We start from the raw sequence: 21151 nt of genomic DNA, 5'->3' as shown, positions 1-21151 counted from the left end.
TACATGGTGATATGAATGGCAAAATCGTCTGGAAAGCGCTTTATGAAATTGGCTGGCATGACAGCAAGCATTGCCGGCAAAGCAGCTAAAAACTCATTTAAGCACCTCTCAAGTGACGAAGAAAAACGTTTGCAAGCACGCTCAGAGCTGATGCAAGATGTGGGCATTCAGATAGCCGAAACGTTGGGTGAAATGAAAGGCGCGGTGATGAAAGTCGGACAAATTGCCTCGCAATATAAAGACGTGTTCCCACCAGAAGTGGCGACAGCATTAGAAAAGCTGCAAAAAGATGCGCCGCCCATGCCCTATGCGCAGATACGTGCACAAATCGAGCGCGAGCTTAAAGCGCCTGTTGCAGAATTATTTAGCGAATTTGAAGAAACACCGTTTGCGGCGGCTTCCATCGGTCAAGTGCATAAAGCCGTTTTGCCATCTGGTCAAAAAGTGGTGGTTAAAGTTCAATATCCTGATGTCGATGAAAACTGTGATAGTGATCTCAAACAAGTACGCATGGCACTGAAAATCGCGGGTGTGCTCAATATGAGCAAACAGTTGCAAGAGCAACTATTCAACGAGATTCGCCAAAGTTTACATGATGAATTGGACTATATTAAAGAAGCGCATAACTTACGAGTGTTTGGCGCATTTCATGCAGAAGACAAAGGTCTTATCATTCCTAAAGTCATTAGTAGCCACTCTTCTAAACGGATTTTAACCCTAACAGAAGAGATGGGAGAAACCCTAACCGTCGCGGCGACTTGGGACAATGATATCAAACAACACATAGCCAAGCGCCTGTTCCACTTTACCGCAGGACAACTATTTGGCTTATACCGTATGCACTGTGACCCACATCCTGGCAACTTTGCCTTTCGCAAAGATGGCAGTGTGGTGGCTTATGATTTTGGCGGTATTCGTAGCTATAGTGACAGCGAAGTTCAATTGTTCCGCCGTTTTGCTAAGCATGCCATTAAAGGAGATGTGACTGCCCTTGAGCAGGACCTCATCGCTCTTGATATTCGCCGTGTTGACGATAAAAATATCCCCGGAGAGTTTTATGAGAAATGGCTATCCATTGGGCTAAAGCCTCTGTCTATTCAACCTTATCAACAAGGCGCTTTTGATTTTGGTCAAAGTCAAGTTCATCACGAAGTCATTGCTCAAATGCGGACGTCGTTGAAGTACTTTGGTCAATTCCAACCTTCTGCAACCACCATGATGCTAGATCGCACAGTGTCAGGACAATACTGGAACTTAGTCAACCTCGGTGTTGAAATTGACTTATCACCGCTCGTTAGTGAATACATTGATGTATAACGATATAAAATATAAATATTTACGAAAGCAGACAACGCACAAACACTACTAAATATGCAAAGCGTGTCCACAACGATCACAGAATTCTGCTGCAATGGCATGACCGAACTTGCCACAATTAGGACAGGTGACGGGATTGAGTTGCGGACGCATATTACGTGCCAGCTCAGAAGTAAAAATCCCCGTTGGCACTGCAATAATCGAATAACCCGTAATCATGACCATGCTCGCAATCGCTTGACCTAACGGCGTTTTGGGTGACATATCACCGTAACCGACCGTGGTCATGGTGACGACTGCCCAGTAGATAGACAGCGGAATACTGGTAAAGCCATTTTCAGGGCCTTCTACCACGTAAATAATCGAGCCGAAAATCGTGACCAATAATACCAGCGACAAAAAGAATACCGTGATTTTTTGCTGACTGGTTTTAAGCGCCGAGGCCAAAAATCCCGCTTGTTGCATATAAGCTTTGAGCTTGAGTACGCGAAACACACGTAAAATACGCAAAACCCGTATCACTAATAGATACTGTACCCCCACAAACATAAGGCTTAGGTAACTTGGTAGCACAGACAATAAATCGACTACCCCAAAAAAACTAAAGACGTAACGCACCCGGTTAGGCGCTGAAAACAACCTGAGCGCATACTCTATCGTGAATAAAATGGTAAAAAACCATTCAGCATAGAAGAATATAGTGCCATATTGCAGGCGCATGTATAGCACACTGTCAAGCATGACCACAGCCACACTGGTCAAAATCGCAATCAATAATACAATATCAAAAAGTTTACCCAAACGGGTATCTGTGCCTTCAATAATAATATGAATGCGGTTGCGCAGGTGGGTAATGGCTTCAGCCGTCGGTTGCTTCATATAGTCAGTAGTATCGAGTCAGTAGCGATATAAAATTAATGGCTTGATGGCAACCAATGATTTAAAATACGCTGGATAAGGCCAAGTTAGTCAAAATAGATAAAATTGGTTTATAATATTGCTCACAGGTCACATGTGAATACAATCACTAAGTTGCCACAGTGTAGCAAAAAAGCACTCTCAACAAAATACAAATCGTTAACGTGTCGGTAGCTCTGTTACTTTAAAGAGATAGTGCAAGCTATATCATAGAAACAGGTGATCTGAGGTGTGTCATCATGCAGATTGAAAAATCTTAAAATGTATAAATACTCTTATTCATGACACACTCATAGTAAAAGATTGTTATTAAACACTTGTTTTAAGCACAATAAATAATACGCAAAACTTAAGGATGTTATATGGCAGGCCATTCAAAATGGGCAAATATTAAACACCGTAAAGCCCGTCAGGATGCGGTAAAAGGTAAAGTATTCACTAAAATTATTCGTGAAATTGTCTCTGCTGCCAAGCAAGGTGATCCTGACCCTAACAAGAATCCGCGCCTACGTGCTGTCATTGAAAAAGCCCTATCTGTCAATATGACACGAGACACCATCAACCGTGCAGTAGCTCGTGGTACAGGCGGTGATGACAATGACAATATGGACGAAGTAAGCTATGAAGGCTATGGTATCGGCGGCGTCGCAGTACTTGTCGAAACCTTGACTGACAATCTTAACCGAACAGTCAGTGAAGTACGCCACGCCTTTACCAAAAATGAAGGCAATCTGGGTACTACTGGCTCGGTCGCTTATCTATTTAATAAGCGTGGTGAAATCATCTTTAATGATACAAGCCTAGAAGATGAAGTCATGCTAGTGGCATTAGATGCAGGCGCGCTTGATATCGAGAATGATGGTGACAGCTTGCTCGTCATCACTGAATGGGAAAATTTCGGTCATGTTAAAGATGCGCTTAATGCTGCAGGTTTGGTCTCTGACAATGCTGAAGTGACCATGGCACCGTCTACCAGTGCTGAAATAGACAATGTCGATGATGCACTAAAAGTCATGAAAATGATTGATATGTTAGAAGATATCGATGATGTGCAAGAGGTTTATAGCAATGTGAACTTTTCTGCTGACGTAATGACCCAGCTCGAGCAATAGTTTTATCCAGCAAGCCTTTATGTCTCACACATCAAAAAGCCAAACGTTTAAAACGTTTGGCTTTTTTTGTTTAGCAATATGTGACGAACGCTTCGCTCCTACTAGGTTTTGCAAGTGACACCTTCGAGAGCTAGCAAGTATGTTTTCTTATCTAGTCCGCCTGTATAGCCACCAAGCTTACCATCGCTAGCAATGACACGATGACACGGAACGATAATGCTAAAAGGGTTTTTACTATTAGCATTAGCAACCGCGCGAAACCCTTTGGGACTAGCGACATTTTGTGCCAGTGTCGCGTAGCTTATTGTTTCGCCATAGCCAATATCTTGTAACGCTTCCCAAACTCGTTGCTGAAACTTGGTTCCTAAGCTTATATCTAATGGCAAATCGAATGCCTGACGATCACCTTTAAAATACGATTTTAATTGCGCTATAGTCTCTATGAGTAGCGCTTGGGCAGTTTCATTTTCGCTTAGGCTGTCCTCATTGATGAACGTAAAGCTCTGATCGACAAGCCCATAATGCTTTTTAAGTTTAGGAATAGATTTTGAACTGTGCCAAGAGTCACCCGCTTGCAGCCAGTTGACTTCAACCAGCTGAGGACGACTATGCTCATTGACACTCGCAATTAACGTTAGCTGGTGTGCCCCAAAAGCGGCTGTGGTGACTATCATGATACTTCCTTTCAAATGATGATATTTTCAAAAATCGTTAATCGACTAAAATGATCTATTAAAATGACCTATCGAGCGCTACTCTTTATCATCGGTCTCAAATAAGGCGGCGACAAATTGTTTTGGACTAAAGGCACGTAAATCATCGATCGATTCACCAACACCAATATAGCGAATCGGCACATCCGTGGTTTCAGCAATATTAAAGACCACACCACCTTTCGCAGTGCCATCTAGTTTGGTAATGGTGATACCCGTTAATGGTACGACTTTGTTAAAGAGTTCTACTTGATTAATCGCATTTTGACCCGTGCCAGCATCAAGCACAATCATACCTTCGTGCGGTGCGCTTGGATCAGCTTTACGCATGACGCGTACCACTTTTTCAAGCTCTGCCATCAGGTGGGTTTTATTCTGCAAGCGTCCAGCAGTATCAGCGATTAATACATCGATATTTTTTGCTTTGGCAGACTGCATGGCATCAAAGATAACAGAGGCGCTGTCAGAGCCATGACCTTGGGCGACGACTGGAATGTTATTACGCTCACCCCAAATTTGTAGCTGTTCAGTCGCGGCAGCGCGGAACGTATCACCAGCCGCCAACATGACGGATTTGCCTTCGCCTTGTAAGCGCTTGGCAAGTTTACCAATCGTCGTGGTTTTACCCACACCATTAACGCCTACGACCAAGATAACAAAAGGTTTTTTGCTGGTATCAATAATGAGTGGTGCGACTTTTGGGGTTAAAATATCAACCAATTCAGTTTGCAACGCTTTATATAATGAATGTGCATAAATCAAATCACCACGGTCTGTCTGCTCGGTCAGACTTTTGATAATACGATTGGTCGCGTTGACACCGATATCGGCGACCAGCAGTTGATCTTCAACTTCTTCCAATAGCTCATCATCAATCTCTTTGCCACCGATCAAAATACTGACCATACCTTCGGCAAGATTTTTACGCGACTTACTTAGCCCTGTTTTCATGCGGTTAAACCAGCTGCCTTTTTTCTTGTTTTCTTGCAGCTCTGTAGATTCGATTTCTGGCTGAGTGGTCGCTTGTATCGCACTACTTGCAGGACTGACGTTTGGGCTATCCCCAAGTTGCTCTTGTAATGGCATGGTTGGGGCAGTAGAAATAGTGCTAAGCTTAGTATCAATATTTTTATTATTATCGTTATCAGTTGAGGAAGCGCTTATAAAGCTTTCAGAGGCGTTTTTAGACGTGCTTTGCTCTTCTGTCCTCACAATTGGCGCACCCAAAGCAATGTTTTGTGCCGCATCAGCACTTGAGACATCTTTGTTTATTTTGCTGTCTTGTTGCTGACCTTCGATGCTTTTATCATTGGGCGCTTGGATAGAGCCTGCATCTTCTTTCTCATCGATAATAGGCACAGATTGCGAAGGCAGACTGGGTAAGGTAATATCATCGTCATCTAAGTCATCAAGATTGCCATCGAGATTAATGATTACACGACTGCTATTATTGGAGTTATTCATAAGCTTGCCCTAAAAGTTATCACGGTCAGTTATTTGATTATTTTAAATGGGTTGGTATGTCGTCATGTTTTTGTCATGGATCATGACCCACGACAGTCAATTTTTAGCCTAGTTTATCATAATTCGAGTTGTGCTCAGACCTTACCATCATAGCCTATCGTCAATTTTTGCAAATCTGGCAAGTCACACCATCTCTTTAGAAAGTTTCGCTTAAGATTTGGCAACAAAAATCTGACCTTACACATGCTAAACTTCGCCTACTCTACCAGAGTTTATTGTAGAACAAGCCTTATTCTAAAACTTAACAATTACTTCACTATCGCTCACTCAATCCTCATTTTTAGGAATTATCTATGCCATCACTATCTAACACTGACAAAACGTACGGTAAAAAAGCAATCAGCATCAGCGCAGCTTTATTAGTAGCGACACTGGTGCTATCTGCGACAGGATGCAATACCACCCAAGAATTTAAGCCAACAGCCAGTGTGATGGTTGGGGCACATAAATCTTTATAAAACCTGCTATCTATCGCTAGTATTTAGAGTGATCTAACCACTGATCAATTTACAAGTTGCCATTTTATATAAGTAGAATATACCATGCCACTGCCTTTATCACCGTCGCCCTTACCTACCGCCTCTCTACGTCTTGCCTGTGCCTTAGCAATAGCAACGACTCTTGCTGCTTGCCAAACCAGCACTATCAACGCCAACACATTGTCGACTGCTCAGAAGCCAGTCATTGAAAATACCTTGGGTAAAGATGAGCTAAACACAGCTAAATCAGGTCAAAACATTCAGCCCTCATCAGCATTGACCATGGATATGTCAGGTCGACACGAATATCAATTAGAAAACGGTCTAAAGGTAGTGGTAAAAGAAGACCATCGCGCACCTGTGGTAATGACTCAAATCTGGTATCGAGTTGGGTCAGCAGATGAGCCACTGGATAAAGGGGGCATCTCGCATTTGCTTGAGCATATGATGTTTAAAGGCACTACTAACGTTTCGAGCGACGACTATGAGCGCTTGATTGCTAAATTTGGCGGCGTCAATAATGCGTTTACCAGCTACGACTATACGGGCTATTACGAGCTATTCCCTGCCAACCGTTTTCCTTTGGCATTAGAGCTAGAAGCGGATCGTATGAAAAACCTACTTTTTAATGAGCAGGAATTTACCAAAGAGCACCAAGTGGTCATGGAGGAGCGCCGCCAACGCACTGATGATAATCCACTTGCTAAGGCTTATGAGTCATTTCGCTTATTGGCACTCCCGAATAGTCCAAAAGGCGAATCCGTTATTGGTCCGATGGATGAGCTTGAATCCATTACCCTTACAGATTTAAAAGACTGGTATAAAACATGGTACGCACCAAACAATGCAACGTTAGTCATCGTTGGCGACGTTAAGCCGCAAGAAGTGTTGGCTCAAGTCAAACGTTACTTTGGTGAGCTAACACCAAGCGATCTACCTAAACGTCCTGCCGTCAGTCAAAAAGGCTTCCGTGGCTATCAGAAAGTCGACTCCGAGCAAGCCGTACAAGTGCCAGTATTGTTAATGGGTTATAACGTACCCAGTCTCGTCACTGCTGGTGCAGCTAATGAAAAACAAGCTTATGCGCTCTCACTGGCTCAAGATGTATTAGACGGTGGTCTCTCTGCCCGCCTTGAGAGTCGACTGATACGCGAGCAAGGTCTACTTACCACGGTGGGCACTTCATATGACTTACTAGATCGTGGCGATGGACTGTTTTTAATACAAGCGACTCCACGTGAAGGTGTCAGCTTAGAGCAAGCACAACAAGCCATTATGGCTGAAATAGAAAAGCTCAAAACCGATCCCATCGCTGCCGATGAAATCGAGCGTGCCAAAACCAATACGGTCACAGGGCTCGTCTATGCGCAAGACAGTATGGAAGGTCAGGCGCAGATGATTGGCTCATTACAGTCTATCGGTCTCGACGATACGCTGCTTGCTGAATTGCCAACCAAACTCGATAACGTGACGATTGCTGACATACAAGCTGCTAGCAAAAAATATTTGGTAAAGGACAATTTAACAGTGATGCATGTCATCCCACCTAAAGACCAAGCAGCGACAGAGAAATAATCGTGCCGTGTTAGCTCTTTATTCGATACAAGCGCCAATCATAAAGACCTTATTTATAAGAAGAAAACCATGACTCAAAATAGTGATTTGTTGCAAAATAGAAAAAAAGTGTGCAGCTCAATACCCTCAGCAACCGCCACCATGCAAAAACTGTCGCATCTTAGTGTTGGCATCTTGCTAGGTCTAACAACGTTGACGATGACAGCACAAGCAAACACAACAGGTGCTGAAGAATATCGTGGCTCTGCGGCAGTGGATACCAGCGCACCGATTGCTGCATTATCAAAGCTAACCAGCCTTGACGATGATAAACCGTTAACCGTTACCATCCCAACGATTCAGCAGTTCAAAACCAAGGCAGGCGTTCCCGTACGTTTTGTACAAACAACAGCCTTACCGATTGTCGATATCGACTTGCGTTTTAACGCTGGTAGCGCCCGTGATGGCAGTATTAGTAACACAGGTTTTGGTATTGCTAATATGACTGCCACTATGTTGACGCAAGGCTCTAAACGCTTAGACGAAAATGAATTTACTCGTGCTGTCGAAACCTTGGGCATCAATCTAAACAGTAGTGCTTATAAAGACATGTTTATTGTCTCGCTACGTAGCTTATCTGATGATAAGCATTTACTTCCAGCCGTTGATTTAATGACTCAGATGCTCAGCGAACCCGCTTTTGACGACAGCATCCTAGCACGTAATAAAGCACGATTATTGGTTGGTTTGCAGCAGCAAAAACAAGATCCCAACAGCCTTGCTAGCATCGCATTTAGCGAAGCATTGTATGGCGAGCATCCTTACGCCCATCCATCAGCGGGTACACTTGAAAGCGTTCCTACTATCGAAAAGCAACAGCTAATAGATTTCAAAAACCGCTATTTGGTCGCAGCAAATGCCTCTGTTGCCATCACTGGTAATCTAACCTTAGAGCAAGCAAAAAAACTGGCTGAAGATATCACTAGCAAATTACCGAAGGGTCAGCCTGCAACTGAGCTGCCTGAACCAAAACCACTGAGCCAAGCAAAGCACATTCATATCCCCTTTCCAAGTACTCAAACCACCGTACTCATGGGACAATTGGGAGATAAGCGTGCCACCGATCCCCAGTCTCAGCAGAAGCAAACCAATTTTGCGGTTGGTAATGAGGTACTTGCGGGCGGTGATTTTAATGCGCGACTCATGACTGAGATTAGACAAAACTTGGGCTACACTTATGGCATATCAGGCTCTATGAATCCCATGCTGGCACGAGGACCATACCAAATCGGTTTTTCAACGCGCAATGATAAGGCGCGCGCGGCCATTGATGCCAGCTTAGACGTTATCAATGACACTTTAGAAAAAGGTATCACCAGCACTGAGATGCGCTTAACGACGGACAATCTTAAAAATAGCTTTCCGATGGGTTTTGCGAGCAATGCAGGAATTAATGGCTTACTTGGGATGATGAATTTTTATCAATTACCAAACAGCTATCTGACTGATTATGTCAAACGTGTTGATCAAGTAAAGCTATCAGAAGTCAATCAAACCATGCGTGATACCCTTAAACCTGATGATTTCCTGATTGTCACCGTTGGACAAGAGAATCCTTGGAAAGATAAAAAGACCAATAAATAGCCGCACAAAGAAATGCTGGGCAACACTATTTAGTATTGCCCAGCATTTCTTTATAGGTTGGCACTCTTTATGAGTCTTAATAAATTATGAGTAGCACTGTTTATGAGTGGTACTAAAAGTAGATAGTGGGTTGTCCATACAAAAAATAAGGGGCTGTAATAGATAAGGATTAAATATCACACCATATTCTTAGTATCTTAAGCTGATTAGACGGTGCGCCATAGTTAGCCCTAAACTCGCACTCTTTCAAAAATAAATGGAAATGCTTCTTATCGATCCCATTATGTTTTCTGAGTGTTCGTTTAGACTGATTCCAAAAGTTCTCAATGCCATTGATGTGATTGCTTTTACCGCAAGTAAACTCTTTAAAGTGATTGACTCTGAGGTGTTTAAACTCGCTCACATCCAATGCATGGTAAATTCGATAACTATCAGTATAAACAAAGCTGTCAGGCTTGATTTTACGCTTGATAACGGGCATTAGGGTAATCTGATTCTTGTAATACTTACAATACAGCTATTTCATATGATATGTCATATGAATAAGTCGCAAGTTAGAAAGCTAAAAACCCTTTATACTATTTTTCGCATAGCATAAAGGGTTTTTAGCTTTCTTAGATGACGTTGCCAATGTTCAACACGCCCTAATTTATTAGCTAGCGAGCTGAAGCTTTTTTACGTTACCCATAAGTGCGCTAAGATTTTTCTCAAGCTTACTTTTTTCTAGCTTCATTCTAACGACAACCTTAATAATCTCATCAGCTATCTCTTTATTGCCTTCAGCCACTGCCTGCTGCAATGCTAGACTTTCACGCATAATAGCAACCCTTAAAGGCTCGATCTTATAAATAATACGATTGATAGATTTATGCAGATCCGACTGTCTATAGCACTCTTTTACCTTAGATGATTTATATAAGAGACTGTTTTTATCACTTTTTGCGCGGGCTAACGTCTCGATATAATCAGCCGCTATCTTGTCAGCATAATCGTCTTGAATGCCGATCTCTAAAATATTTTTTACTAATATGATATCGATTTTTTCTAATTCAGTCTCTTTAATGGCACTTTTTAACATTTCAAACAGTCCTTCGTAAATGTTGGGATTAGGGGGAATTAAGTGGTTATCGCGTATAAAAAGCAAAGCCATCGGCGTCACTATAATTAGCACGTGGATTCGTTGTTTGCGCACTCTTATATTCACACTCGTATAAAAGTTACTTTCACAACCATGCCAATCAATTCGTAATTGAGGTCACTCAAGAATATTTATATAATGATATACTTATGTTCATTCTAACCTAAGAGTACAAGTGTACACAATAGACATTCAACCCTTTTGATACAAAGGTTATGAAAAGCAGCTATCAAACCGCCATAGATTGATATTTATTTTGAGAATAGTACTGTTGAGATCTATCAAAATGATGAGGGTAGACAACTCCCTCATTATTAGGGATTGTTTAATGATGCGTGGATTCTTGCTAGACATATCTAAAATAGATTGATGGAATATTTACAAAGAAATGAATGAGCTACTTTTACTAAGAAGGGAAAATCACTGGCTCATCGCCATCTTGCCAAGGTTGAAACTTGGTCATGGCTTGTATAAATAATGGATGCGCTAGCCAGTTTTTTAGCCATATTTGCAGTTTAGGATAAGGCAAACTGTAAAAAACGTCGCGATCTACATGAGCAAATTGGCGGACAAATGGCATAATGCCAATATCGGCAATGGTCACACTGTCTTCTAGCAAATAAGTATTTTTAGTAAGCAACTCTTCTAAAATCTGTAGAAATGCTTCTCCTTTTTGCCGATATTCTGTTTGGGTCATTTCAAGATGACGGTCAGCATATTTATAGCGATCTAGCCAATACTTAAACTCCTGATCGTTTTGCTCAATTAACGTATTACCTTGATGCAAAGTCTTAGGGTTCATCAGCTCTTGTGGATCTTGCTGTTCAAGCGCCCACTCCATTATTTCCCGACTCTCTTCAATCACAACACCATCAGCGAGCTGTAAAACTGGCACGGTGCCTTTTGGGCTAATCGCTAGCATGTGCACAGGCTTGTTTTTTAAGGTGATCTCCCGTAGCTCTACTGGCAACTCGGCAAACAACAGACCGAGACGCGCGCGCATGGCATAAGGACAGCGACGAAAAGAGTAAAGACAAGAAAGGGAGTAAGCAGTCATATATTTTTTCACAGTTAAAATGAGATCAGTAGCCTTAGAGTTACTGACATCAAGAGTCATTTAGTTTCGTTACTGATCTCTATTAAGGGTTGGTGAAATTAATACTTCAAAGCATTGAACAAAGCCAGTATCATAGCGGCATTGGAAAACCCTTACCTTATTTATTATAAACAAAAGGAAGATATAGTGTCGCAGGCTCAGACAACTATCACAGAAACACCTAATCTCACAAAAGATCAGAACTCTGTATTAAAGATTCTTACGATCATGGGTTACTTGGAAGGCACGTCCTTCTTATTATTACTTTGCATCGCCATGCCACTAAAGTACATGATGGGTATTGCAGAAGCGGTCACCTACATAGGGATGGCTCATGGCGGATTGTTCATCGCGTATATTTTAATGCTGTTGATAGCCACCACCAAAATCAAAATGCCGCTTTGGGCGATGCCAGCAGGGGTACTCGGATCTTTTTTACCCCTTGGTCCGTTTATATTCGATCATTTATTAAAAAAGAGCTTGAATAAAAAAGCTTAAAGCCCCTTAAAAGTAATGTCAAATAACTTACTGAACATGACGAACATTGGTGATTTTAAGGTATAGCGCTATTTAAGCGCTGGAAGGTATGTATTAATGACTGATCATGATGGCTGATTATAGTTATTCGTCAGTCATTAATTTCCCATAAAAACTATCCACTTACTGCGACTGGCACTTTACGAATCAGCCATAAAAAGTACGCCCCGCCAATGATAGCCGCAATCGTACCCGCAGGCAGCTCATAAGGGAAAATAACATAACGCCCAATCCAGTCTGCTATTACCATCACCCCTGCGCCTAACAAAGCCGCTAATGGCAATTGGCGCTCAAGCCTTACCGCACCAAGTGACGTCGCCAAATGTGGCACCATTAGACCAATGAAACTCAATGGCCCAACCGCAAGCGTACTGGCAGTACTTAGCGCCGCCACCAACGCCAATAACGCGAGTGTCACTGGTGTCACTGCCACCCCTAAATTACGAGCGACCCCTGTACCCAAACCAAGCACTCTTAAGGGTTTGATAAGCAATAAGCTGAGGGCAAATAAAATGAGGGCAATGCCGATAAGATACCACACGGTGCTAGGCTGAGCGCTATAAGTCGTTCCCGATAGCCAGCTAAGCATCGCTTCTAGGCGTGGATCGCCAGACAGCTTGACCATGTGCATCACCCCATCCATCATCGCGGCAATACCGATACCGACCAGTAGCAAATAGCCAGAACTTACCTTACGCGCTAGCCAAATCACCAGCAATAACACAGCCATCGCTCCTGATAGTCCTGAGATTAATAAAGTACCAGCTCCCGCAGATAGCCCTAAGCTTGGTAGCAGTATAAACCCTAAGATAACCCCAAGCGCCGCGCCCGAGCTTACACCCAATACTTCTGGACTTGCCATCGGGTTGCGGGTGAGCGTTTGCAATAATACACCAGCGATGGCCAACATCAGACCCGTTGCCGCAGCGCTCAAACTGCGCGGTAGCCGATACTGCTGGGTGATCGCCCAATCGGTACTTAGTCCCCAACCACTGACGTCTTGGACAAAAACACAGGCAACTATAATTATCATTACCACGCCAAGACCCCAGCGCCACCATGACACAGGTGCATGCTTGCCTGTTAGCATCGGGGTTACTGTTTCTATCCGCTCACGGCGCTGACGCAAAATCAGCCAAATAATCAGTGGTGCACCAAGAATACCCGTCATCGCCCCTGCTGGAATTTGCATATTTAGTATGGGTTCGAGCAATAAAGCAACATTGCTAGTCAGCCATAAAAGCAGCGCCCCTAAGACAAAGGCTGCAAGCAGACGTTTGCTAATAGAAGCAACTCCCAACGCATTGACCAGACTGGCAGCGCCAAGACCGATAAAACCGATTAGACCAACTTCGCTAACCACTAAAGCGGTAACGACCGCCACAATAAGCACTACCAATGCACGAATACCGTTAATCGGCACGCCCAAGCGCTTGGCTTGTGAGTCATCGAGACTCATCAAGGTTAATGGTTTTAACAAGGGTAGACAGACAACCGCCATCACGACGGCCGTTATCGCTAGCATCGTACTGGTATGCCAGCTATTCTGTGCCAAAAATCCCGCCGCCCACGACAGCATACCATTACTACGTTCAGCAAAAAACAATACCAAGACATTGGCCACGGCGGCAAGTAGAATGTTTACCACCAAGCCTGCCAATATTAAAATGAGCGGATTAAAACGACTGGGTGCTGACAATACAAAGACCAGTCCCATACTAATAAGCGCGCCGACAAAGGCCACATAAAGTCCGCCATAAATCGCTAAGCTTGGCAAAAACAAGGTCACAATGAGCATGGCCAATTGCGCACCAACACCGACGCCCAATGTGGTGTCTGACGCCAATGGGTTTTTGACCAATTGCTGTAGCAAAATACTGACAACCCCAAGCAGACCACCTGCCAATAGCGCCACTATGCTGGTCGCCACTATATGCAGCTGCGTCGCAAGACTGATAACATCCAATTGCGAGCTTGGAATAAACAAATCACTGATTGGGCGTGTCCACTCCTGAGCGATTAATGCCCACGTGCTCCATACTGACAACACCACCAGGATAATCATTACTGCCCAGATGCGCCATGTATCTGCAAATACCGAAGGTGGTTGCCGAGGTAATTTTGGTGCTGGATTGGGAGGTTTTTGCATGAGCTTGGAGTGTTGCTCTGATGGTGTTTTCAATGTGGGCGACTGAGACGCTGCAAGTGAAGTCATAGGCTTGACATAATCAGTAGTATTATTGGTATGAGAATGATGAGTCTGTGCGGCAGTATTAATAGTCATGATGCTGCCCCACCTTTTAATGTCACTATTGATAAATTATTTGCCAAACCGACCAGTGACGACATGCCACCATAAATCCATATGGGCGGCAGCTCACCCACGCAGCGCTCATCGCCATAGCCTAGACGCTGCCAAACCAAACTGTCTTTAATCTCAGCTCGGGTTATCGGACTCAGCGGGTCTATGATTAATAGGCAGGTCTCATTATCCAATTGAGCCAAGTCTCCCATTCGAATGGGGACAAACCCCCATTGATTGCCTTTGCCTAATACATCCAGCTTTTTGCCCATCTGACTTAGCACGGGCTGAAACAAACTATTTTTGACATACATGCGCATGTTATTAGCATCAGCAAACTGTACAACGGCAAATCTCTTTACTTTTGGATAGCGCTGCTGCAGACGCTCACTTGCCAGTTTGATGTCTTTCTGACTTTTTTTAATATAGCTTTCAGCCAAGGCTAGTTCATCAATTAGCTGTCCCAACTGACGAGTCGGCTCAGTATAATCTGCCCAAGTTGCGGTATCGCCTTTAGCGGCGAACATGACCGACTCAGAGGGCACATCTCCATAGAGATTGCGGGCATGCTCATAAAAAAAGTTATCGACGACCAAATCGACAGGCAATTGGGCAACCAATTCCGCATTAGGCTGATAGCGAATGCCCAAATCAATGATTGAGGTTGGCAATTCAGGCGTACCTACCCATCTGTCCCACACCCTCACATCACCCGTCGCTATCGGGGGGTAACCCATAGCGGTCAAGGTTGCCGCATTGCCCCAATCAGGTGAGACTATATTGATGTTAGCGTTATCTGCATTGCCCACTTGAGCGTCTTTTTGTGACGTTATTGGTTGGTGACAGGCCGTCAGCACGGTGGTCAGTGTTAAGCTTGCTATAAGCGGCAAACACTTATATTTACTAATAGTGAGATTTGAGCCAGCTTTTATGAAAGGTTTTATGAAAGATTTTATGGCTATTAAAGAGAACAGATATTTATAAAGAGCAGGAAACATAGCGGCCTATCTTTTGCGCGAATAAGAGAAAATAAGAAATGAAAAAGATGAGGCAAATACTAGGGCATGCCCTCATTTTAAAAACGGTTATAAAAATTTAACCATTTTTAGCCTACTTATTCATTTTCGTTCAGATTGATGATATGCCCTACTAGGCAACGGCGACTGGCTGCCCCGTTATAGGATGACTAAGCAGCTGCATATCGACGTTAAAAATCTTGTGCAATACTGTCGGTTGCATGGTGCTGCCGATATCACCATTATGGCAAATACGGCCGTTTTTTAAGGCGATAACTCGATCGGCATACTGCGCGGCCAAATTAATATCATGCAAAATAATAACCACACTCAAACCCTGCTCATCCACCAAACGACGTATAAGCTGGATAACTTCAAGCTGATAGTGCATATCAAGCGCGGCTAATGGCTCATCAAGTAATAAATATCTGGTGTCTTGTGCCAGACACATAGCAAGCCAAACGCGAGCACGCTCGCCACCTGAAAGCGTGGCCGTAATGCGGTCAGCGAACGCCTCTGTTTGGGTGATGCGCATGGCTTCTATTACTTTATCTTTATCAATTTGGTTGGGCTTTTGCAGCCATTTTTGGTGCGGATAACGTCCTAGCATGACCAACTCACGTACTGAAAACCCAGCGGCTTCTGGTAGTTGTTGTGGCAAATATGCCATTTGTCGCGCCAGCGCTTTGCTACTGTAATCACTGATACGGCGCTCATCCAAGCTGATACTACCGCCACTACTCATCATCTCGCCTGCCAACGCTTTGATTAAAGTCGATTTTCCTGAACCATTATGTCCAACCAAAGCGACCAATTGGTTGCTATCAATCTCACAGCTTACATTGTCTAGTAAGGTATTTCCTTGGCGACTGATGGTCAATTGGTTTACACGTAACATATCGGTACTCATCATTAATTTAAATCGTTGTGTTTATATTGGACAGCCAATAAAAACCGATTTTACTCGTAAACGATAATAAAAACAATTATCATTAACTTAAAATACCATTCTTTTTATTCCCGTTCGCCGTTGCTTGGAAGTATATATACGACCCATTTTTTTTATCTGTGACAAGTAACCCTTAAATACAAGCATAATTCTTTATCCCCTTTATCATTTTTGAACTCGCACAAACCATTACTCATACCAATCAAGAACACTTCGATGAGTTGAGATAAGCTGATTGGGTTTTTATTTGTTTTTATTCGTTTTTATTTCTTTAATCACCGAAGAGCTGTCGAATACTAACGTCAGTAACGGCTATCTATGCCGAAGCGAAGTCTGTACAAGTATTATTAAAAGACACAAAAAAACGTCTGCTCACTCTCTTGAACAAACGTTTTTAATCCCCTTTACAGCACCTACTACTCAACTTAGCAAGCTGCAAATCTGGTATATCATGCTCCACATCCATCAGCTTGTCTCAAATGATTACAAGGGTATAAATAAAAACTAGGGCTTGTTGTGTTGTCTTAGAAGACACAAGCCCTAGCGTTTTAATGCAGAATTTAGAGACAAAAGTTTTTCGGGTCACTGACTCTTGAGTCGGCTGATGGTAATTCCCGTAAAACCAAACAATATCGTCAGTAACAGCGATAAATAACAGAAGAACGCATAAGGCAGATAATCAAGCACGGGCACGCCTAATGCTTGGCTGATAAACACGCCGCACACACTCCAAGGCACTAGAGGATTGATGACCGTACCTGCATCTTCAATGGTACGAGACAGATTCTTAGGATGTAAATTCAAACGCTCAAACGTCGGACGAAAGGCAGTACCAGATAATAAAATACTCAAATACTGCTCGCCAATAAGCACGTTAATACTCAGAGCAGACATGGCAGCGGCAAATATGGCGCGCCCTGATGTGGTTAATGTGTCTTTAATCCCTGATAACAGTGCTGGCAAAATACCCAATGCTGTGAGCAAGCCACCCAGACTGAGTGCCAATATCACAATCGCTTGAGTGAAGAACATACTCTGCACACCGCCGCGCGATAGCATACCACCGACTTCACCCAGCTCTAACGATTCAGCTGGTGCATAGCCTGCAAATAAATAGCCGCCTAATTGTCCAAAACTCGGCGAGCTGTGCAAATAAGTAATAATCAATGCTGCCACAATGGTACAGATAATCGTATAGATGGCATTGACACGAAAAACCGCCAACCCAACCAGTACCACAAATGGCAATACCGCATAACCATGTACCAAGCCACTTTCAATCAACTGACCTTGCAATATGGTTACTTGACTCAAGTCAGAGCCTGCGGTCTGCCCAGAGAAAAACCAAAAAATAATGACCGTGAGTATCCACGCTGGTACCGTGGTATACATCATATTGCGAATATGCTCAAACAAATCAATACCCACCACCGATGAAGCAATGGTACAGGTGTCTGATAACGGCGACATTTTATCACCGAAAAACGCCCCTGAAACCACAGCACCAGCCGCAATCGCCACGTTGGCATCAAAGGCATTACTCATACCAATAAAAGCCACGCCCAATGTCGCCGCGGTGGTCAAACTACTGCCCAAGGCAATACCAATAATAGAGGTCAATACAAAGGCTGAAATGTAATAATACTCTGGTGAAATCAACTGAAAACCAAAATACATCAGCGTTGGAATAGCACCAGACATCATTAAAGCGGCGACCATCAAACCAATAAAGAAGAATAGATAGATCGCACCGATACCACGCATGACACCCGATGCCATTTGCGCTTGCATGTCATCAAAGGTCAAGCCTTTAAACAGACCAATGCCCAGCAAGACACAAATAGCGAGTATCAATGATAAATGCGGTACCCAGCCAAAACCTATCATGGTAACGCCCATAATAGCGATGACAATGGCAGAAATCATAAATGCCAGTTGAGGTGAAATTTGGGTTAATATTTTTGGAGGCATCACACATCCTTAGCTTGCCAGTCAAATCTGGCGTTAGGGTTGGGTTGGCTTTGAGTCGGACAAGTTTAATGAGTTGCAATAGCGATTGCTACCCTCATTATTGATCCAGCAGACTATCGGTCTTAGCTGCCATGACAAAATCATTGCGATGCAGACCTTTAATGCTGTGTGACCACCACGTAACCGTCACCTTGCCCCACTCTACCAATATGCCAGGATGATGCCCTTCTACTTCGGCGATGTCTGCTAATTGGTTGGCAAACTCCATCGCCTTGACGAAGTTTTTGAATTTATATTGACGTTGTAATTGCTTGATGCCATCAACCTCGATCAGTGACCAATCTGGAATTTGCTGTAATAGCTCTTGTGCTTCGATGTCGCTGACCGTTGGCGCGCCAATGCGGCAGGCGTCACAGCTGGCTTGTGATAATGTCGTCATTATAATGTCCTTTTATGTTAACTATTCATTTTTTTAATACTGTTATTATTAATACAGTTACGTCCATGTTGACGCTGTCATTTACGGCTACATCATTCAAATGATGCCGTGTTTCTCAACCATACGTTAGGAGTTTTTCGCCGCATAACTAGGCTCAAATAGACCTAGTGACATGGCTTGTTTGACCATTCCCATGATATCGCTATTGACGATATCAAATAATGTATCCAAATCATCAATGACATAATAAATCGGCTGGATATGATCGATACGATAAGGGGTACGTAACACATCAAGCAAGTCAAACGCTCGGTGCTCTGGTTGATTTTGCGGTTGATGCTGAGGTTCTGCTTGCTGCTCAGCACCAGCATTGAGCGCATAAACCGTCTCAGACGGTGAGCTTAAAATACCACCGCCATAGATACGGCGACTGCTCTGATTTTGTCCCACCAAACCAAACTCGATGGTAAACCAATAGAGCCGTGCCAAAAACCACCGTTCTTCTTTAGTGGCATTAAGACCTAACTTGCCATAAGTTTCATTGAACATCGCAAAGGCAGGATGGGTCAAAAGCGGACAATGTCCAACGATTTCATGAAAAATATCAGGCTCTTCGATATAGTCCATATCATCAAATCGACGGATAAAAGTTGCCACTGGAAAGGATTTATTGGCAAGCAATTTAAAAAACTTACCAAAACTGATTAATGCAGGGACAGCGGCAGTTTGCCAGCCAGTGGTGGCTTGCAATACCTCATCAATATCTTGCAGCTGCGGAATACGCGTAGCGGGCAAATTCAGCTTTTTTAAACCATCTAGATAGGCTGGGCAGGCACGGTTAGGTATTTGCTCGGCTTGACGCTCAAGCAATGCCTGCCACATACCATTTTCATCATCACTATAGTGAATATGACCATGGCTATCTGGCTGATGTGACACGTAAGGTTGTTTTTTAGGCATAGAATCCTGCTTTTTATGAGCAGAATCATCGTGACTGGCAGCATCAGTGCCTAGCGTTTTGCAAGCAACGCTGTTGGCACCGATAGCTTTATTAACAGAATTCGTATGTGGTAGGCGTTCCATGCCTGTATTCCTTTTATTGCCATTGGCACTCTAAATGGCACTCTGAATTTTTGCTAGTCGTTTGCAATCATGACTGAACCATAGCTCATTCATCGCATTGAACACATGGTATTACAGAGCGCAGTGGTTATTAGGGACAAGACAAACTCCTTTTGCCCTGCCCGTTTATTTTATGGATTTTCCCCTAAAGGTAGAGGCGCTTACGGTGTTTCAGTTTCTGGCTGACCAACCGTGCCACGACGGACTTGATCGCGCTCGATGGATTCAAATAGGGCTTTGAAATTACCTTCGCCAAAGCCATCTTCGTAATCACCTTTACGCTGGATAAACTCGAAGAAGACCGGGCTACCTAAGATAGTTTCAGAGAAAATTTGTAGCAGCAGACGCGGTGTGCCGCCTTCAGTGGTGCCATCTAACAAGATACCGCGCATCTGTAGCTCAGAGACATTTTCGCCATGATTTGGTAGACGCTCACTCAGCATTTCATAGTAAGTCGCGGTTGGAGCGGTCATAAGCGGGATACCCGCTGCTTTTAATTTATCGATGCTGGCAAACAAATCATCGCTGGCCAAAGCAATATGCTGAATACCTTCACCGTTGAAATGCATCAAGTATTCTTCAATTTGACCGCCGCCCTGCTTTGACTCTTCGTTCAATGGAATACGAATTTTGCCATCAGGCGCTGTCATGGCTTTACTGGTCAAACCCGTATATTCACCTTTGATGTCAAAAAAGCGGATTTCGCGGAAGTTAAAGATGCGCTCATAAAAGTTTGCCCAATAAGCCATACGACCACGGTAAACGTTATGCGTTAAATGGTCGATAACTTTGAAACCATGCCCGACAGGACGACGGTCTACATCAGCAAAAAACTCGAAATCGACGTCATAAATAGACTCACCATCTTTATAACGATCGATGAGATAAATCAGTGAGCCACCGATACCCTTGATAGCAGGCAGGCGCAGCTCCATCACACCAGTGGGTACGTCTACTGGCTGCGCGCCCATTTCGATGGCACGCTCATAAGCTTTTTTGGAATTCTGCACACGAAAGCCCATGCTACAAGCGCCAGCACCATGCTCTTCAACGAAATAGCTGGCTTCGCTTTTTGGTTCACGATTTAGAATCAGATTGATGTCACCTTGACGGTATAGCGCCACATCTTTTGAGCGATGGTTAGCGACATGAGCAAAGCCAAGCTGTTTGAACAATGCGTCGACCGCATCTGGTTGAGGTGAGGCGAATTCAACAAAATCAAACCCATTCAGGCTCATTGGGTTGTCAAATAAATCTGCCATTGTAATCATCCTTAATTTCAATTGGTGGTAAAAATGCGATAAAAAAGTCTTCAATCAA

18 protein-coding genes and 1 pseudogene are annotated in these 21151 nt (G+C 43.5%); 6 read left to right on the top strand and 13 right to left on the bottom strand.

The genetic code is table 11. The annotated features are described in order from the left end of the window. Positions 1–15: 15 nt before the first annotated feature. A complete protein-coding gene (locus JMW64_RS06715) occupies positions 16–1317 on the top strand; it encodes an ABC1 kinase family protein (RefSeq protein WP_201553773.1) in 1302 nt (433 codons plus the stop codon). A 48-nt stretch (positions 1318–1365) separates the two neighbouring features. On the opposite strand, the gene JMW64_RS06710 is transcribed toward JMW64_RS06715, so the two are convergent. Next, positions 1366–2196 carry an ion transporter gene (locus JMW64_RS06710; protein ID WP_045446426.1) on the bottom strand — a complete coding sequence of 277 codons (831 nt, stop codon included), beginning with the start codon at positions 2194–2196 and terminating at the stop codon, positions 1366–1368. Positions 2197–2597: 401 nt separating this feature from the next. Between JMW64_RS06710 and JMW64_RS06705 the strand changes: the two genes are divergently transcribed. Beyond that, positions 2598–3347, top strand: a complete 750-nt coding sequence (locus JMW64_RS06705) for a YebC/PmpR family DNA-binding transcriptional regulator (RefSeq protein ID WP_060491175.1) — start codon at positions 2598–2600, stop codon at positions 3345–3347. A gap of 101 nt (positions 3348–3448) precedes the next feature. Here the strand turns inward: JMW64_RS06705 and JMW64_RS06700 are convergent, their stop codons facing one another. Continuing rightward, entirely contained in the window at positions 3449–4021 is a 573-nt protein-coding gene (locus JMW64_RS06700) for a methylated-DNA--[protein]-cysteine S-methyltransferase (RefSeq protein ID WP_201553772.1), read from the bottom strand. A 78-nt stretch (positions 4022–4099) separates the two neighbouring features. After that, positions 4100–5011, bottom strand: coding sequence for a signal recognition particle-docking protein FtsY (gene ftsY / locus JMW64_RS14260; protein ID WP_226914676.1), 912 nt, complete (start codon positions 5009–5011; stop codon positions 4100–4102). An 866-nt stretch (positions 5012–5877) separates the two neighbouring features. Here ftsY and JMW64_RS06690 point away from each other — a divergent pair. The 3 genes from JMW64_RS06690 to JMW64_RS06680 all read left to right on the top strand — a co-directional run bounded on the left by JMW64_RS06690 (position 5878) and on the right by JMW64_RS06680 (position 9261). Continuing rightward, on the top strand, positions 5878–6042 hold the full coding sequence (locus JMW64_RS06690; protein ID WP_157908393.1) for a hypothetical protein: 165 nt from the start codon (positions 5878–5880) through the stop codon (positions 6040–6042). Positions 6043–6126: 84 nt separating this feature from the next. Next, complete coding sequence (locus tag JMW64_RS06685; protein WP_201553771.1) at positions 6127–7638, top strand: M16 family metallopeptidase; 1512 nt, start codon at positions 6127–6129, stop codon at positions 7636–7638. Between the two features lie 69 nt (positions 7639–7707). Further along, entirely contained in the window at positions 7708–9261 is a 1554-nt protein-coding gene (locus tag JMW64_RS06680) for a M16 family metallopeptidase (RefSeq protein WP_201553770.1), read from the top strand. Between the two features lie 169 nt (positions 9262–9430). Here the strand turns inward: JMW64_RS06680 and JMW64_RS06675 are convergent. The 3 genes and pseudogenes from JMW64_RS06675 to JMW64_RS06665 all read right to left on the bottom strand — a co-directional run. Continuing rightward, a pseudogene (locus JMW64_RS06675) lies at positions 9431–9748 on the bottom strand (IS1595 family transposase); the annotation flags it as partial. 165 nt (positions 9749–9913) lie between these two features. Beyond that, on the bottom strand, positions 9914–10411 hold the full coding sequence (locus tag JMW64_RS06670; protein WP_201553769.1) for a hypothetical protein: 498 nt from the start codon (positions 10409–10411) through the stop codon (positions 9914–9916). 394 nt (positions 10412–10805) lie between these two features. After that, positions 10806–11456, bottom strand: a complete 651-nt coding sequence (locus JMW64_RS06665) for a glutathione S-transferase (RefSeq protein ID WP_201553768.1) — start codon at positions 11454–11456, stop codon at positions 10806–10808. A 186-nt stretch (positions 11457–11642) separates the two neighbouring features. On the opposite strand from JMW64_RS06665, the gene JMW64_RS06660 reads away from it, so the two are divergent. Continuing rightward, complete coding sequence (locus tag JMW64_RS06660; protein WP_060491008.1) at positions 11643–11993, top strand: DUF3817 domain-containing protein; 351 nt, start codon at positions 11643–11645, stop codon at positions 11991–11993. 154 nt (positions 11994–12147) lie between these two features. On the opposite strand, the gene fhuB is transcribed toward JMW64_RS06660, so the two are convergent. From fhuB to hppD, 7 genes are all read right to left on the bottom strand, one after another. Further along, on the bottom strand, positions 12148–14316 hold the full coding sequence (fhuB, locus tag JMW64_RS06655) for a Fe(3+)-hydroxamate ABC transporter permease FhuB (RefSeq protein ID WP_227694103.1): 2169 nt from the start codon (positions 14314–14316) through the stop codon (positions 12148–12150). Next, on the bottom strand, positions 14313–15224 hold the full coding sequence (locus JMW64_RS06650; protein ID WP_227694101.1) for an ABC transporter substrate-binding protein: 912 nt from the start codon (positions 15222–15224) through the stop codon (positions 14313–14315). The genes fhuB and JMW64_RS06650 overlap by 4 nt, the downstream gene beginning before the upstream one ends. Before the next feature lie 259 nt (positions 15225–15483). Continuing rightward, the gene (locus tag JMW64_RS06645; protein ID WP_201553766.1) at positions 15484–16248 is read right to left on the bottom strand and encodes an ABC transporter ATP-binding protein; all 765 of its coding nucleotides are present in this window, start codon (positions 16246–16248) and stop codon (positions 15484–15486) included. Positions 16249–16881: 633 nt separating this feature from the next. Next, positions 16882–18270 (bottom strand): Na+/H+ antiporter NhaC family protein, encoded by a 1389-nt coding sequence (locus tag JMW64_RS06640; protein WP_201553765.1) that lies wholly within the window; start codon positions 18268–18270, stop codon positions 16882–16884. 97 nt (positions 18271–18367) lie between these two features. Next, positions 18368–18709, bottom strand: a complete 342-nt coding sequence (locus JMW64_RS06635; RefSeq protein ID WP_201553764.1) for a 4a-hydroxytetrahydrobiopterin dehydratase — start codon at positions 18707–18709, stop codon at positions 18368–18370. 126 nt (positions 18710–18835) lie between these two features. Beyond that, positions 18836–19792 carry a phenylalanine 4-monooxygenase gene (gene phhA, locus JMW64_RS06630; RefSeq protein ID WP_227694099.1) on the bottom strand — a complete coding sequence of 319 codons (957 nt, stop codon included), beginning with the start codon at positions 19790–19792 and terminating at the stop codon, positions 18836–18838. A gap of 200 nt (positions 19793–19992) precedes the next feature. Continuing rightward, complete coding sequence (hppD, locus tag JMW64_RS06625) at positions 19993–21093, bottom strand: 4-hydroxyphenylpyruvate dioxygenase (protein ID WP_045447873.1); 1101 nt, start codon at positions 21091–21093, stop codon at positions 19993–19995. Between the last annotated feature and the right edge of the window lie 58 nt (positions 21094–21151).

It is taken from the genome of Psychrobacter immobilis, assembly GCF_904846065.1.
Classification (GTDB): domain Bacteria; phylum Pseudomonadota; class Gammaproteobacteria; order Pseudomonadales; family Moraxellaceae; genus Psychrobacter; species Psychrobacter immobilis_H.
The sequence above is the reverse complement of the archived record's forward strand: the minus strand, read 5'-3'. Positions and strand labels throughout refer to the sequence as shown.

Excerpts from the sequence above, each read along its gene's own strand:
- JMW64_RS06705 (WP_060491175.1), top strand. The coding sequence starts at position 2,598 with ATGGCAGGCCATTCAAAATGGGCAAATATTAAACACCGTAAAGCCCGT.
- JMW64_RS06670 (WP_201553769.1), bottom strand. The coding sequence starts at position 10,411 with ATGGCTTTGCTTTTTATACGCGATAACCACTTAATTCCCCCTAATCCC.
- JMW64_RS06680 (WP_201553770.1), top strand. The coding sequence starts at position 7,708 with ATGACTCAAAATAGTGATTTGTTGCAAAATAGAAAAAAAGTGTGCAGC.
- fhuB (WP_227694103.1), bottom strand. The coding sequence starts at position 14,316 with ATGACTATTAATACTGCCGCACAGACTCATCATTCTCATACCAATAAT.
- JMW64_RS06635 (WP_201553764.1), bottom strand. The coding sequence starts at position 18,709 with ATGACGACATTATCACAAGCCAGCTGTGACGCCTGCCGCATTGGCGCG.
- ftsY (WP_226914676.1), bottom strand. The coding sequence starts at position 5,011 with ATGAAAACAGGGCTAAGTAAGTCGCGTAAAAATCTTGCCGAAGGTATG.
- phhA (WP_227694099.1), bottom strand. The coding sequence starts at position 19,792 with ATGGAACGCCTACCACATACGAATTCTGTTAATAAAGCTATCGGTGCC.
- JMW64_RS06710 (WP_045446426.1), bottom strand. The coding sequence starts at position 2,196 with ATGAAGCAACCGACGGCTGAAGCCATTACCCACCTGCGCAACCGCATT.
- JMW64_RS06665 (WP_201553768.1), bottom strand. The coding sequence starts at position 11,456 with ATGACTGCTTACTCCCTTTCTTGTCTTTACTCTTTTCGTCGCTGTCCT.
- JMW64_RS06690 (WP_157908393.1), top strand. The coding sequence starts at position 5,878 with ATGCCATCACTATCTAACACTGACAAAACGTACGGTAAAAAAGCAATC.
- JMW64_RS06715 (WP_201553773.1), top strand. The coding sequence starts at position 16 with ATGGCAAAATCGTCTGGAAAGCGCTTTATGAAATTGGCTGGCATGACA.
- JMW64_RS06700 (WP_201553772.1), bottom strand. The coding sequence starts at position 4,021 with ATGATAGTCACCACAGCCGCTTTTGGGGCACACCAGCTAACGTTAATT.
- JMW64_RS06685 (WP_201553771.1), top strand. The coding sequence starts at position 6,127 with ATGCCACTGCCTTTATCACCGTCGCCCTTACCTACCGCCTCTCTACGT.
- JMW64_RS06640 (WP_201553765.1), bottom strand. The coding sequence starts at position 18,270 with ATGCCTCCAAAAATATTAACCCAAATTTCACCTCAACTGGCATTTATG.
- JMW64_RS06645 (WP_201553766.1), bottom strand. The coding sequence starts at position 16,248 with ATGTTACGTGTAAACCAATTGACCATCAGTCGCCAAGGAAATACCTTA.
- hppD (WP_045447873.1), bottom strand. The coding sequence starts at position 21,093 with ATGGCAGATTTATTTGACAACCCAATGAGCCTGAATGGGTTTGATTTT.